Annotated in this window: 11 protein-coding genes; 3 read left to right on the top strand and 8 right to left on the bottom strand. The window is 70.1% G+C overall.

What is annotated here, in order from left to right:
- Window positions 1-14: 14 nt before the first annotated feature.
- The 5 genes from glpK to ACGFX9_RS06590 form a co-directional block, all read right to left on the bottom strand.
- Window positions 15-1,535, bottom strand: a complete 1,521-nt coding sequence (glpK, locus tag ACGFX9_RS06610) for a glycerol kinase GlpK (RefSeq protein WP_393465779.1) — start codon at window positions 1,533-1,535, stop codon at window positions 15-17.
- Window positions 1,536-1,549: 14 nt separating this feature from the next.
- Window positions 1,550-2,305 (bottom strand): MIP/aquaporin family protein, encoded by a 756-nt coding sequence (locus ACGFX9_RS06605; RefSeq protein ID WP_393465775.1) that lies wholly within the window; start codon window positions 2,303-2,305, stop codon window positions 1,550-1,552.
- A 394-nt stretch (window positions 2,306-2,699) separates the two neighbouring features.
- A complete protein-coding gene (locus ACGFX9_RS06600) occupies window positions 2,700-3,890 on the bottom strand; it encodes a lipid-transfer protein (protein WP_393465772.1) in 1,191 nt (396 codons plus the stop codon).
- Window positions 3,887-4,339 (bottom strand): Zn-ribbon domain-containing OB-fold protein, encoded by a 453-nt coding sequence (locus ACGFX9_RS06595; RefSeq protein ID WP_393468230.1) that lies wholly within the window; start codon window positions 4,337-4,339, stop codon window positions 3,887-3,889. Before ACGFX9_RS06595 ends, ACGFX9_RS06600 begins: the two co-directional genes overlap by 4 nt.
- Before the next feature lie 102 nt (window positions 4,340-4,441).
- Entirely contained in the window at window positions 4,442-5,248 is an 807-nt protein-coding gene (locus ACGFX9_RS06590; RefSeq protein WP_393465769.1) for a M15 family metallopeptidase, read from the bottom strand.
- 73 nt (window positions 5,249-5,321) lie between these two features.
- Between ACGFX9_RS06590 and ACGFX9_RS06585 the strand changes: the two genes are divergently transcribed.
- Window positions 5,322-5,855, top strand: a complete 534-nt coding sequence (locus ACGFX9_RS06585; protein ID WP_393465765.1) for an NUDIX domain-containing protein — start codon at window positions 5,322-5,324, stop codon at window positions 5,853-5,855.
- A 6-nt stretch (window positions 5,856-5,861) separates the two neighbouring features.
- On the opposite strand, the gene ACGFX9_RS06580 is transcribed toward ACGFX9_RS06585, so the two are convergent.
- A complete protein-coding gene (locus ACGFX9_RS06580; RefSeq protein WP_393465762.1) occupies window positions 5,862-8,243 on the bottom strand; it encodes a glycoside hydrolase family 31 protein in 2,382 nt (793 codons plus the stop codon).
- Window positions 8,244-8,457: 214 nt separating this feature from the next.
- On the opposite strand from ACGFX9_RS06580, the gene ACGFX9_RS06575 reads away from it, so the two are divergent.
- On the top strand, window positions 8,458-10,440 hold the full coding sequence (locus ACGFX9_RS06575; RefSeq protein WP_393465759.1) for an acetoacetate--CoA ligase: 1,983 nt from the start codon (window positions 8,458-8,460) through the stop codon (window positions 10,438-10,440).
- A gap of 76 nt (window positions 10,441-10,516) precedes the next feature.
- Window positions 10,517-11,410, top strand: coding sequence for a hypothetical protein (locus ACGFX9_RS06570; RefSeq protein WP_393465756.1), 894 nt, complete (start codon window positions 10,517-10,519; stop codon window positions 11,408-11,410).
- Between the two features lie 60 nt (window positions 11,411-11,470).
- Here the strand turns inward: ACGFX9_RS06570 and ptsP are convergent, their stop codons facing one another.
- Window positions 11,471-13,141, bottom strand: a complete 1,671-nt coding sequence (gene ptsP / locus ACGFX9_RS06565) for a phosphoenolpyruvate--protein phosphotransferase (RefSeq protein ID WP_393465754.1) — start codon at window positions 13,139-13,141, stop codon at window positions 11,471-11,473.
- Window positions 13,142-13,218: 77 nt separating this feature from the next.
- Entirely contained in the window at window positions 13,219-13,668 is a 450-nt protein-coding gene (locus ACGFX9_RS06560) for a PTS glucose transporter subunit IIA (RefSeq protein ID WP_393465750.1), read from the bottom strand.
- Window positions 13,669-14,125: the final 457 nt, after the last annotated feature.

Here is a 14,125-nt window from a genome sequence, read left to right as displayed (position 1 = left end):
CGGCCGTCCTCGGCTCAGCTCGCGCCGTCCTCGTGCCAGCCGAAGCTCCGCTCCACCGCCTTGTGCCAGTTGTGGTACTCACGCTCACGCGCCTCGGCGTCCATCACCGGCGTCCACTCGACGTCCGGCTGCCAGTGCGCCTTCAGCTCGTCGAGGTCGTTCCACACCCCGGTCGCGAGGCCTGCGGCGTACGCGGCACCAAGACACGTCGTCTCGGAGACCCGCGGCCGGATCACCGGCACCCCCAGGACATCGGCCTGATGCTGCATCAGCAGATTGTTCTTGGTCATGCCGCCGTCCACCTTCAAGGTGTTGAGCCGCACTCCGGAGTCCTGGTACATGGCATCGACGACCTCACGGGTCTGCCAGCTGGTCGCCTCCAAAACGGCACGCGCCAGGTGCGCCTTGGTCACGTACCGGGTGAGTCCGGTGACGACACCGCGCGCGTCGGAGCGCCAGTAGGGCGCGAAGAGGCCGGAGAACGCGGGCACGATGTACGCGCCGCCGTTGTCCTCCACGCTCGCGGCCAGGGGCTCGATCTCGTCGGCGTTGCGGATGATGCCGAGCTGGTCGCGGAACCACTGCACCAGCGCGCCGGTGATCGCGATCGCGCCTTCCAGGCAGTAGACGGGCGCGTCCGACCCGATCTTGTAGCCCATCGTGGTGAGCAGCCCGTTCTTCGAGGGCACGGGCCGGTTGCCGGTGTTGAGAAGAAGGAAACTGCCGGTTCCGTACGTGTTCTTGGCCGTCCCCGTGTCGTAGCAGGCCTGCCCGAAGATGGCCGCCTGCTGGTCGCCGAGGGCGGAGGCGACCGGCACCCCGGAGAGCTGTCCGACCGCTGTGCCGTAGACCTCGGCCGAAGACCTGATCTCCGGCAGGATCGCCTCGGGGACGTTCATCGCGGCCAGAATCGACTGGTCCCACTGGAGTGTCGCCAGGTTCATCAGCATGGTGCGCCCGGCGTTGGTGACATCCGTGACGTGCACGCCGCCGTCCGTGCCGCCGGTGAGGTTCCAGATCAGCCAGGAGTCGATGGTGCCGAAGGCGATCTCGCCGCGCTCCGCGCGAGCCCGTAATCCTGGCACGTTGTCGAGCAGCCAGGCGGCCTTGGGCCCGGAGAAGTAGCTCGCGAGGGGCAGCCCGGTCTGTTCCCGGAACCTGTCCTGGCCGTCAGCGCCGCCCAGTTCAGTGCAGAGCGCCGATGTCCGGGTGTCCTGCCAGACGATCGCGTTGTGCACGGGCTTGCCCGTCGCGCGGTCCCACAGGACCGTCGTCTCGCGCTGGTTGGTGATGCCGAGCGCGCTGAGCTGGTCGGCACGGAGCCCGGCCTTGGCGATCGCCCCCGCGACCACGGCCTGCACCTTGGACCAGATCTCGGTGGCGTCGTGCTCCACCCACCCCGGCTTCGGGAAGATCTGGCGGTGTTCGCGCTGGTCGACGGCGACGATCTCACCGGAGTGGTTGAAGATGATGCAGCGGCTGGAGGTGGTGCCCTGATCGATGGCGGCGACGAACTTCTCGGAGTTGTCCGGCATGGCTACCCCTTGCGTCAGAAGGCTACGTTGTAGATGAGGCCTGCGAGCGCTCCGCCGATCAGCGGCCCGGCCACCGGGATCCAGGCGTAACTCCAGTCGGAGGTGCCCTTGTTCGGGATCGGCAGGAACGTGTGCACGATGCGCGGGCCCAGGTCACGGGCCGGGTTGATGGCGTAGCCGGTGGGCCCGCCGAGCGAGAGGCCGATGCCGACGACCAGGAACGCCACGATCAGCGTCTGCGTACCGGACTCGCCGAGCCCCTTGGTGAGCCCGAAGGCGAGGATGGGCAGCACCAGGCCCACGGTCGCGATGATCTCCGTGACGAGGTTGGCGACCGGGTTACGGATCTCCGGAATGGTCGAGAAGATGCCGAGCGTCGGCGTGGGCTCGTGCGCGCCCGTCACCTTGTCCTTGACGCTCCCGGTGACGTTGGCGTTGAACTGCGCGTAGTACACGAGGTACGCGAGGACGGCGCCGAGCATCGCGCCGACCATCTGCCCCAGCAGATAGATCCAGACCTTGCCCCACTCCCCGGTGTCGATCGCGATGCCGAGCGTGACGGCGGGGTTGAGATGACCACCGGAGAGGGGACCGGCGGTGTACGCGCCCGCGAGCACGCCGAAGCCCCATCCGAAGGCGATGACGACCCATCCGGAGGCTTTCGCCTTCGAATGGGTCAAGGTGACGGCGGCGCATACGCCGGCGCCGAAGAGGATGAGAATCGCGGTGCCGATGATCTCACCGACGAAGATGTCCCCATTCGAGTACATGGCGGCTCCTAGGCCCTCGCCCGGGGCGGTCGCCCCGGTACTCCGTGCAGGGTGCGGTCCCACGACTACTGCTGGCCGCGCCCGGTGACGTCAGCCGAAGGCAGGGGTGTCCCGCGCCCTGCCCGGCATCTGTGGCGAGCGTGCCGTCGCAGTCGAATCGCCCAGAGGGGGGATGACCCGCTGAACAGGCCTTCGTGCAAGGCCTTGGCGCGTACAGGGGCCCTAGGTGGCGTGGAGCCGAAGTGCGGCGATGCCGACTGACACCGGAAGTGTTCACCGGTGGTGATGGAGCGTCAAGGTCGCGGACGGCAACGGTTAACCGGTGTACGCCGTTCCTCCACGGCCCGCCCGCGGCCTCCCGCTGCGATGTGGCGAAAGGGGCCGGTGGCAGCGCTCAACGCACCGCGATGACCGACGAGCCGTGCCCGAAGAGACCCTGGTTCGCGGTGATCCCCGCGCGCGCCCCCGCCACCTGCCGCGCCCCCGCGGTACCCCGCAACTGCCACGTCAGTTCGCACACTTGGGCAATCGCCTGGGCCGGAACGGCCTCTCCGAAGGACGCGAGTCCGCCGCTGGGGTTGACGGGTATGCGCCCGCCCGGAGCGGTCGCCCCCTCCCGCAGCAGCTTGGCCCCCTCTCCCTCGCCGCAGAGTCCCAGGTCCTCGTACCACTGCAGCTCGAGCGCGGTCGAGAGGTCGTACACCTCCGCGAAGGAGAGCTCGTCGGGCCCGACGCCGGCCTCCTCGTACGCGGCGCGCGCGATGGAGGCCCTGAATGTCACGTCGGCCGGCGCGACGGCGGCCGCGGAGTCCGTCGCGATGTCCGGCAGGTCGAGTGCCGTGGTCGGATACGTCGGTGTCACCGTGGACACAGCGCGGATCCGCACCGGGTCCGCCGGGCCGTGCCGCCTCGCGAAGTCCATGCTGGAGAGCACGAGCGCCGCCGCCCCGTCCGACGTCGCGCAGATGTCGAGCAGCCGCAGCGGGTCGGCGACGACGGCCGAAGCGGCCACGTCATCGGCCGTGACGGCCTTGCGGTAGCGCGCGTTCGGATTGAGCGCTCCCGCCGCCGCGTTCTTCACCTTGACCTGAGCGAAGTCCTCCAGTGTGTCGCCGTGCACGGCCATCCTGCGGCGCGCGTAGAGACCGAAGTACGTGGGGTTGGTCGCGCCGAGGAGCCGGAACCGCAGCCAGTCCGGGTCGTCGTGCCGGTCCCCACCCGCGGGCCGGAAGAACCCCTTGGGCGCGGCGTCCGCCCCGACCACGAGGACGACGTCGGCGAGGCCCGAAAGGATCTGCGCACGCGCCGCGTTGATCGCCTGCGCCCCGGAAGCGCACGCCGCGTACACGCTCGCGACCCGCGCGCCCTGCCAGCCGAGCGCCTTCGCGAACGTCGCCCCGGCCACATACCCGGGATAGCCGCCGCGCACGGTGTCCGCGCCGACGATCGAGCCCACGTCCCGCCAGTCCACACCGGCGTCGGCGAGTGCCGCGCGGGCCGCCGCCGTGCCGTACTCGATGAAGCTCCGTCCCCATTTGCCCCACGGGTGCATCCCCGCGCCGAGCACCGCCACCTCGCTGGTCATGCGCCCACCCCCACCGGCCGCCAGTACCACGTCGTGCATGCCGTCGCTGAGTCCCCGTCGGCCTCGCCGGTCTCGTCCGCCCCGTCGAGCACGCCGGGGACGACCTCCACCTCCATGCCGACCTCCAGATCGGCGACGGATACCCCCGGAACCGCCTGGCCGAGCACCACCATCCGCTCGGCTTCCAGCTCCACAGCGATCAACGCGTAAGGCTGCCAGGGAAGTTCCGGATCGGACACATAGGGCGCGGGCGGCCGGTAACGGCTGTCGGTGTACGACCAGACCCGGCCACGCCGGGAGAGCGGCACCTCGTCTAGGTCGCCGCCCGAGCAGCCGGGGTTGCGGCAGAAGCCGTCCTCGCGGGGGAAGAAGACACAGGCGCAGGCCGAGCAGCGTGTGCCCAGAAGGCGGAAGTTGTCTCCCTCCCCGGCGAACCAGCCGGTCACCACGGGGGTACGCGTACGCGACAAGGTTCCTCCACGACACTGGATCTGACGGAACGTCAGAAGTGTGTCACGGGCAACCGGATCCCGTCAGTAGCGCGGCACGCCCTACTTCCCGTTCAGCGAGCGGCGGGCCACGGGGAAGTCGAAGTAGGTGTCAGGGAAGAGCTCGGGCTTGTAGGTGAAGTGCCACCACTCCTCAGGGAGATTCACGAACCCCGCCTTGGTCAGCGCGCCCCGCAACAGATCCCGGTTGGCACGTTGCTTGCCGGCGATGCGGGGGTCGTCCGTGTGGGAGAGGGTGTCGAAACAGTCGAAGCCCGTCCCCATGTCCACGGAGTTGTCGGGAAACCGCTCGTCCTGCGGCCCGTAGCAGGGCGTGAGCGCCTCTCCGGGGACGTACGGACGCGTCGGCGGCGCGGGCAGCTTCACGACCGTCAGGTCGAGCGTGGAGCCCCGGCTGTGCCCGGACTTCGCCGCGATGTAACCATCCTCGAACAACCGCGACTTGTCGACATGGGGATAGAACTCCGCCTTCATGCGTACGTCGCCGAGATCCTCGGCCCAGTCGACGAACTGGTCCACCGCCCGCTGCGGCCGGTAACAGTCGTACACCTTCAGGGAATAGCCCTTGCGCAGCAGCGTGCGCTGCGCCTTGTGCAGGGCCTTCGCCGCGGGCTCCGTAAGGATGCACATCGGCTTCTTGTAGCCGTCGATGGGCTCGCCCACGAAATTGTGCGGCGTGAAGTAACGCATCTCCTGGATGATCGTCGGGTCGACGTCACGCAGGGCCACGAACGCGTCAGGGGCCTTGGGTTCGGGCTTGGCATGGGCGGGCGCGGACGCGGCGGCCACGGCGACGAGAGCGGTGGCGGTGACGGCGAGATTCCGCGGGACGGACGCAATTCCTGTCATGACCCCTGCATCTATCAGGATCCGGTCCCGGAGCGGAAGACCGGCACCCGGGTGATCGGATACAGTCCGCGGCGTGTCCGCATCCCAGCACCACGCCAACCCCCTTCCGGGCAGCCACTGTTCGAGCTGTGGGACGTCCTACGGGGAGCGCGATTCCGGCTGGCCCCGCACCTGCGCCGCCTGCGGCGCGACGGCTTACCGCAACCCGCTGCCCGTGGCCGTCGCGATCCAGCCCGTGTACGACACCAAGGGCACCGCCCTCGTCGTCGTGACCCGGACCATCGCCCCCGCGCGCGGGGGAGTGGCCCTGCCGGGAGGATTCATCGACGACCGGGAGGACTGGCGGCACGCCGTCGTCCGCGAGCTCAAGGAAGAGACCGGCATCAGCGCGGCCGGCCAGGACGTCCGCCTCGCCGACGCGCTGAGCGCACCCGACGGGTACCTGCTGCTCTTCGGGATGCTGCCCGAGCGCCCGGCGGCCGAGCTGCCGATCTCCGCCCCGACGGCCGAGACCGAAGGCTGGCAGCTGCTGTACCGCCCCGTCGAACTCGCCTTCCCTCTGCACACGCTGGCCGTCCGCGCCTGGTTCGAAGGGCGCTACACCTGACGCTCGCTACGTCGGACGCTGCGGCGCCCCCCGGACCGTCACCCGCAGCCCGACCTCGCCCGCGGCGTCCTCGCCGTCCCTGCCGTCCCGCTCGACCACCACACGCCCCCCGATCCACCGCGCGGCGAACCGCTCGATCTCGGGCTGCTCCCACCCGTCCCCCGCGTCCCTGACGACCAGACCCCCGCCCGTACGCCCCGGAGCCGGCGCCCACACCTCCAGCTCTAGGCCTCCGTCGGCCCCACGCACCGGCAGCACCGCACCGGCACGCGCGAGCACCGGGACACGGGACAGCGGAGCCTCCAGGAGCACACGGGCAGGCCCCTCGTAGGCCTGGCCGGTCGCCGTGTCGTACCAGCGGCCCCGCGGCAGCCGCACCGTACGGCGCACAGCCCCCGGCTCCAGGACAGGCGCCACAAGCAGGCAGTCCCCGAGCAGAAACGCGTCCTCGCAGTCACGCAGCGCCCGGTCCTCCGGGTTGCCCCACCACAACGGCCGCACATACGGCGTCCCCGTACGCCGCGCCAGATGCGCGAGCGTCACGAAGTACGGCAGCAGCCGCCGACGCTCGACGAGCGCCACGCGCGCGTGCTCCAGCACGTCGGGACCGAACTCCCAGGGCTCCCTGCGCCCTGCCCGCAGCGCCGCGTGCGTACGGAACAGCGGGAGATACGCCCCGAGCTGGAACCACCGCAGATACAGCTCCGGCGAAGGACTGCCGTCGAAGCCGCCCACATCAGGACCCGAGTACGGCACCCCGCACAGCCCCAGACCGAGAACCAGCGACAGGGACGCCCGCAAACCGGGCCACCCCGTGGCCACACCCCCGGACCACGTCCCTCCGTAGCGCTGCATTCCCGCCCAACCTGAGCGCGAGAACAGGAACGGCCGCTCCTGGGGGTGCAGTTCACACAGCCCCTCGTAGCCGGCGCGGGCCATGCCGAGGCCGTACACGTTGTGCGCCTCACGGTGGTCGCCACCCCGGCCCTCCAGGGCGTGGCGGGCCGAGCGGGGCAGCGTCGGCTCCCCGAAGGCGGCGAACGACACCGGCTCGTTCATGTCGTGCCAGAAACCCGCGAACCCCTGGGCGAGCCGCTCCTTGTAGAGACCGCCCCACCACGCCCGCACCCGCCCGTCGGTGAAGTCCGGGTACACCGCCTCGCCCGGCCAGCCGACCCCGCGCACCGTCCGCCCCACGGCATCCCGCACAAAGACGTCCGCGGCCCTGCCGCTGTCGTACACCTCATTGCCCGGCTCGGCCTTCACCGCCGGATCGACGATCGACACCAGGCGCACACCGTCCCTGAGCAAATCGTCCGCCAGCTGCGGCAGATGGGGATAGGTCTCCTTGTCGACGGTGAACACCTGATGCGCTTCGTAGTGATCGATGTCCAGATGGACGGCGTCCAGCGGCAGCTCCCGCTCCCGGTAGCCCGCGACGATCCGCCGCACCTCCCGCTCACCGCCGAAGCCCCACCGCGCGTGATGGTGCCCGAGCGCCCACGAGGGAGGCAGCGCGGGCGGCCCGGTGAGCGAGGCCCAGGTGTGCAGCACGCGCGCGGGAGTGCCCACCATGACCCAGCACCGCAGCGGCCCGCCGTCCATGCGCACCTCGCACGAGCCCGGCCTGTCATGCCCCGACCCGGCACCCTCCTCGCCCACGCGCAGGGCCACGGTGCCGTCCCACGTGTTGTCGTGGAACACCAGATGACAACCGACGTCGGCCACCACGAGCTGCACGGGCATGGTGATGTACAAGGGGCCGTCGCCGGGCCCGAACGGAACGCCCGGATCGGAGTTCCACATCCGATACGTCCCATCGCGCAGCCGAGGCCCCTCAGCGCGCCCCCCGAGGCCGAAGAACCGCGCGTCGGCCGCCACTTGCGACCGCTGAAGCCAGCGGCCCCCGTCCCCGTCGTCCGACTCCCACCAGCGCGGCGGCATATCACGGCGCAGCATGAGGCCACCGGGCGTCTGGAGCTCCACGGCGCCGTGCCGCGACACGACAACCGTCGCCCGCTCCGACACCACCCGCCAGCCGCCCTCCTTGTCGGGCTCAAGGACGGCCCGGGGGTCCGCCTCCGGGCTGCCGTCGACAAGCGCGTACGACGGATCGGGCTCCGCACCGTCCCAGCCCCAGAAGATCGCCCCGCCGGCCGTGACCCGGATCCGCAGCTCGGAACGCGCGAACCGCACGACCCCGCCCCCGGGCTCCGGCTCCACACCCACCACCGGTCCGGGCACCCGCGCGCGTTCGACTCCCCGGGGGGAGAGCCCGACGGCGTCAACCCGCCGCCTGCGCCAAGAGGACCGCACCGCACGCAACCCCTGCGCCGTACCGACCAAGCTGACCGCCTTCATCGAACGCACCAGGTCACGACCGTTCATGCTGCTCACCCTGCCACCGAAGAAGCCGCGCGTGTGCATCGTTCAGCTGCCGTTCACCTGGGGTTACGGCACATAGCCGCCGCGCCGACTGTGTGAGGCACACCCTGGTGCCGAAATCGATCACGTGGCATCGTCCCTGTCAGCCGTGTCGCGCGCACGACCAGCACGCGCGCACCTCACACGCATACGACGCGCACAGCCCGGGAGCCGCCCCATGTCCTCAGCGAACCCCTCACCGCTCTGGCAGCCCGACCAGGAACGGATCGCCGCCGCGCAGATCACGCGCTTCCAGGCGTGGGCCGCCGAGCACCACGGAGCACCCGCCGACGGCGGCTACGCGGCACTGCACCGCTGGTCCGTGGACGAACTGGACACGTTCTGGAAAGCCGTCACGGACTGGTTCGACGTACGGTTCTCGACGCCCTACGCGCGCGTGCTCGGCGACCGCTCGATGCCGGGCGCCGAATGGTTCCCCGGCGCCACGCTCAACTACGCCGAACACGCCCTGCGCGCCGCCGAGGACCCCACGCGCGCGGGCGACCCGGCTCTCCTCCACGTCGACGAAACCCATGAGCCGACGGCCGTGACCTGGGCCGAACTGCGCCGCCAAGTCGGCTCCCTCGCGGCGGAACTGCGCACACTCGGCGTACGCCCCGGGGACCGCGTCAGCGGCTACGTCCCGAACATCCCACAGGCCGTCGTCGCCCTCCTGGCCACCGCCGCCGTCGGCGCCGTGTGGACGTCCTGCGCCCCGGACTTCGGCGCCCGCAGCGTCCTCGACCGCTTCCAGCAGGTCGAACCGGTCGTCCTGTTCACCGTCGACGGCTACCGCTACGGCGGCAAGGAGCACGACCGTCGCGACGCCGTCGCCGAGCTGCGCCGCGAACTGCCCACCCTGCGCGCCGTCGTCCACATCCCGCTCCTTGGCACCGAGGCACCCGAAGGCGCCCTGGAATGGGATTCCCTCACCGCGTCGGACACCGCTCCCGTCTTCGAACCGGTCCCCTTCGACCACCCCCTGTGGGTGCTCTACTCGTCCGGTACGACAGGGCTGCCCAAGGCCATCGTCCAGTCCCAGGGCGGCATCCTCGTCGAGCACCTCAAGCAGCTCGGCCTGCACTGCGACCTGGGCCCCGACGACCGCTTCTTCTGGTACACGTCCACCGGCTGGATGATGTGGAACTTCCTCGTCTCCGGCCTCCTCACCGGCACCACGATCGTGCTCTACGACGGCAGCCCCGGCTACCCCGACACAGGCGCCCAGTGGCGTATCGCCGAACGCACGAAGGCCACCCTCTTCGGCACCTCGGCGGCGTACGTCATGGCGTGCCGCAAGGCGGGCGTGCACCCGGCCCGCGACTTCGACCTCTCGCGCGTCCAGTGCGTCGCCACCACCGGCTCACCGCTCCCGCCCGACGGCTTCCGCTGGCTGCACGACGAGTTCGAGGACACCCCCGGCGGCCTCTGGATCGCCTCCGTCAGCGGCGGCACCGACGTCTGCTCCTGCTTCGCGGGAGCAGTACCGACCCTCCCCGTCCACATCGGCGAACTCCAGGCCCCGGGCCTCGGCACGGACCTCCAGGCCTGGGACCCCCAGGGCAAGCCCCTCGTCGACGAGGTCGGCGAACTCGTCGTCACCAACCCGATGCCCTCCATGCCGATCCACTTCTGGAACGACCCGGACGGCAGCCGCTACCACGACAGCTACTTCGACACCTACCCCGGCGTCTGGCGCCACGGCGACTGGATCACCGTCACCTCACACGGCTCCGTCGTCATCCACGGCCGCTCCGACTCCACGCTCAACCGCCAGGGCGTACGCATGGGCTCGGCCGACATCTACGAAGCCGTCGAACGGCTCCCGGAGATCCGCGAATCCCTCGTCATCGGCGTCGAACAACCCGACGGCGGCTACTGGATGCCCCTCTTCATCCACCTCGCCCCAGGCGCCACCCTCGACGACGGCCTCCGCGAGCGCATCAAACAGACGATCCGCGCGCAGCTCTCCCCACGCCACGTCCCCGACGAAGTCATCGAAGTCCCCGGCATCCCGCACACCCTCACCGGCAAGCGCATCGAGGTCCCGGTCAAGCGACTGCTGCAGGGCACCGCACTGGACAAAGCCGTCAACGCGGGCTCCGTCGACAACCTCGACCTCCTCCGCTTCTACGAGGAACTGGCCCGCAAGCGCTCCTGATCTCCCGCGCAGCCGCCGTTGTCAGTGCCCGCAATTACTCTGAGTGAGCATTGATCGACGGACCGCAGGGGGAACCATGACTCGCACACCACACACCACCATGCGCCGCGCACTACGCCGCGAAGTCGCCGGAACCATCGGCCTACTGGCCGACGAGGTCGACTTCGCGGCCATGCGCCGCTACCGCACCTTCACCTTCGACGACCACAAGACCTACCTCCGCCAGGCAGAGGGCCTGCTCAGGTCCCTCGCCTCCGACGGCCGGCACACCACCATCGCGCTCTTCGACCCCGAGGAGTACGAGATGTACTGCGCCGACGCGGGGCTCGACCCCGACGCCCCGGCCAGCCGCACCCGCTTCACCGCCGAACTGGCCGCCACCGGGCCCACCGTGCCCTACGAAGGCCAACCCCTCGCCGAGCTCCTCCCCGACCTCGTCGACGAGGCGGTCCGCCAGGCCACCTGGGAGTACGCGACGACGCTCCTGGCACGCCTCGGTGCCTGCACGGTCTGCGGCGAAGACATCGGCCGAGCCGCCTTCGACCGGGCCGCCGACCTGCTCGTCCTACTGCTGGACAACTCCGGACCCGGGACCCGGCACCTCGTCTGCAGCGTGCCCGCCACGCCGGAGACTCTCCTGGCCGCACTGCACGCGGCGCAGGACACCGAAGGCGCCACGCAACTCGACGAAACCGAAGCCCTGGAGTTCACCACGGTCCTCGCGGCCGGCATCGCCACCCACAGCGCCGCGGGCCTGGTGATGCGCACCACCGCGGAGGGCGAACCGGACCGCGTCCAGGGCTGGCGTCTGCACGGCGAGCGACTGCTGCCGCTCACCGCGGCCGAGGTCTTCGACGCCTACTGCACCGACGCCGTGTCAGGAGACCTCGTCGCCCCGGAATCAGGCGTCGACTACTGCGCCGCACCGCCCATCGGACACGGCGAACCCGACGGGGGACACCGGCACTGAACGCCCGAGGGGCGCCCCACCCTTGTCGGATGAAGCGCCCCTCGCACAGTCCTTCAGCCGTTACTCGCCGGACAGCACGGCATGCGCGGCCTTCCGGGCATCCTCGGCGGTGTCAGCGGCACGCGCGGCAGCCGCCGCGCGCTCGCACTGAGCCAGCGTGTACTTGCCCAGCGTCGCCCGCACGTAAGGAATGGACGCCGCACCCATCGACAGGGAGGTAACGCCGAGACCAGTCAGCACACACGCGAGCAGCGGGTCGGACGCCGCCTCGCCACACACGCCACAGCTCTTGCCCTCGGCCCTTGCCGCGTCGGCGGACAGCGCGACCAGGTCGAGCAGCGCGGGCTGCCACGGGTCCTGGAGCCGGGACACGGCGCCCACCTGACGGTCGGCGGCAAAAGCGTACTGCGCGAGGTCGTTGGTGCCGAGCGAGAGGAACTCGACCTCCTGGAGAATCGAGCGCGCCCGCAGAGCGGCCGACGGAATCTCCACCATGGCACCGAACTTGGCCTGCAGCCCCGCCTCACGGCACGCGTCCGCGAACGCCTTGGCGTCAATGCGGTCGGCGACCATCGGCGCCATGACCTCGAGGTAGACCGGCAGCCCTTCCACGGCCTTGGCCAGCGCGGTCAGCTGCGTACGCAGCACGTCGGGGTGGTCGAGCAGAGACCGGAGCCCCCGCACGCCCAGCGCCGGGTTCGGCTCGTCGGCCGGGGTCAGGAAGTCGAGCGGCTTGTCGGCACCGGCGTCGAGCACACGCACGACGACCCGGCCCTCGGGGAACGCCTCGAGCACCTTGCGGTACGCCTCGACCTGCTTCTCCTCCGACGGCGCCTTGGTGCTGTCGTCAAGGAAGAGGAACTCGGTACGGAACAGACCGACGCCTTCGGCACCGGCCTCCACCGCCGCGGGCACATCGGCGGGACCACCGATGTTGGCGAGCAGCGGCACCTTGTGCCCGTCGGACGTCGCACCGGGACCGGTGGTCGCGGCAAGCGCGGCCTTGCGCTCGGCGGCCGCGGCCTCCAGCTGAGCACGCTTCTCCGCGCTCGGCTCGACGAAGATCTCACCGGTGCTGCCGTCCACGGCGACAACCGTGCCCTCGGCCAGCTCACCCGCACCCGGCAGAGCGACCACGGCGGGCACACCGAGCGCCCGCGCGAGAATCGCGCTGTGACTGGTCGGCCCACCCTCCTCGGTGACGAAGCCGAGCACCAGCGCCGGGTCGAGCAGCGCCGTGTCCGCAGGCGCGAGGTCACGCGCGATCAGGACGTAGGGCTCATCGCTGTCCGGCACACCAGGCATCGGAACGCCGAGAAGCCGCGCGACGATACGATTCCGCACGTCGTCAAGGTCGGCCACGCGACCGGCCATGTACTCACCGGCGCCCGCGAGCAGCTCGCGGTAGTGGGAGAACGCGTCATAGATCGCGCGCTCCGCCGAACTGCCGACGGTGATACGCCGGTCGACGTCGGACATGAGCTCGGGGTCCTGAGCGATCATGGCCTGCGCCTCGAGCACTCCCTGCGCCTCACCACCGGCCAGATTGCCGCGCGCGTTCAGATCGGCAGCCACAGCTTCCACTGCCTGACGAGCGCGCCCCTGTTCGCGCTCGGCCTCCTCCGCGGGAATCTGCTTGGCCGGCGGCTCGAGCACCGCCGTCCCCATGTGCCGAACCTCGCCGATCGCCACACCGTGACTCACGCCGACGCCTCGCAGCGTTGTCTCCATTTCACCCGTCTCCGATTGAGCGACGGGCCCAGCCGTCGCGGTGGATGTCCTACCTGCCGTCAAGGACGGCGATGACGTCACTTCCAAGTGAAGAGAGCGTCGCCGGCCTTCACGTCGCCATCCTCCACGAGGTCGGAGAGGGAGTCGGCAGTGGCCTCGAGTGCCACGATCGGGCACACCGGAGACTTGCCGGCCGCCTCGACGCGCGCCGGGTCCCAGCGCACGATGGACTGGCCGCGCTGCACGGTGTCGCCCTTGTTGACGAGCAGCTCGAAGCCCTCACCGTTGAGCTGGACGGTGTCGATGCCCAGGTGCGTCAGCACGCCGTGCCCCTGGTCGTCGACGACGACGAAGGCGTGCGGATGAAGCGAAACGACGATGCCGGAGACCGGGGCGACAGCCTCGGAGGCCTCGCGTACGGGGTCGATGGCGGTGCCAGGTCCGACCATCGCGCCTGAGAAGACGGGGTCGGGTACAGCAGAGAGCCCAATGGCGCGTCCGGCAAGCGGGGACGTCACGCTGGTCATGCAAGCCTCCCAGGGGGTGGAGATTCGTAGCCGCCGTCACTACTTGTCCTGGACGACGCACTGTTCAGAAGGGTAAGTCACAAAAAGCCCCGGTTCCGCGCGAGTGGTCCCGGATGACTGAGTAGGGGCACTGCACAAACGATTTGCGCCTGGGCCAACGCCCCATGTACAGTCGGAGACCTGCCTGAGGCGAGCGACGCGGTCAAGCGTCCGGACTCGGCAGCATCTATCAAGTCAGATCCTAATCCCTGGGTCCGGTTCTGCGTGCTCGCAGACGAGTGGTCAGGGAGTCGAAAAAGACCTGATAGAGTTTGGAACACAACGAAGGAAGCGCCCGGAGGAAAGCCCCCAGAGAATGTTCTGAGGGTGAGTACAAAGGAAGCGTCCGTTCCTTGAGAACTCAACAGCGTGCCAAAAGTCAACGCCAGATATGTTGATACCCCGTCTCCGGCCGTCA

The sequence above is a fragment of the Streptomyces sp. NPDC048436 genome (assembly GCF_043200355.1).
Classification (GTDB): Bacteria; Actinomycetota; Actinomycetes; order Streptomycetales; family Streptomycetaceae; genus Streptomyces.
Note: the sequence above shows the minus strand (reverse complement) of the source record. Positions and strands in the feature narration are given on the sequence as shown.

Coding starts and splice junctions, on each gene's coding strand:
- ptsP (WP_393465754.1), bottom strand. CDS start 13,141: ATGGAGACAACGCTGCGAGGCGTCGGCGTGAGTCACGGTGTGGCGATC.
- ACGFX9_RS06600 (WP_393465772.1), bottom strand. CDS start 3,890: ATGACCAGCGAGGTGGCGGTGCTCGGCGCGGGGATGCACCCGTGGGGC.
- ACGFX9_RS06605 (WP_393465775.1), bottom strand. CDS start 2,305: ATGTACTCGAATGGGGACATCTTCGTCGGTGAGATCATCGGCACCGCG.
- ACGFX9_RS06570 (WP_393465756.1), top strand. CDS start 10,517: ATGACTCGCACACCACACACCACCATGCGCCGCGCACTACGCCGCGAA.
- ACGFX9_RS06560 (WP_393465750.1), bottom strand. CDS start 13,668: ATGACCAGCGTGACGTCCCCGCTTGCCGGACGCGCCATTGGGCTCTCT.
- ACGFX9_RS06580 (WP_393465762.1), bottom strand. CDS start 8,243: ATGAACGGTCGTGACCTGGTGCGTTCGATGAAGGCGGTCAGCTTGGTC.
- glpK (WP_393465779.1), bottom strand. CDS start 1,535: ATGCCGGACAACTCCGAGAAGTTCGTCGCCGCCATCGATCAGGGCACC.
- ACGFX9_RS06575 (WP_393465759.1), top strand. CDS start 8,458: ATGTCCTCAGCGAACCCCTCACCGCTCTGGCAGCCCGACCAGGAACGG.
- ACGFX9_RS06590 (WP_393465769.1), bottom strand. CDS start 5,248: ATGACAGGAATTGCGTCCGTCCCGCGGAATCTCGCCGTCACCGCCACC.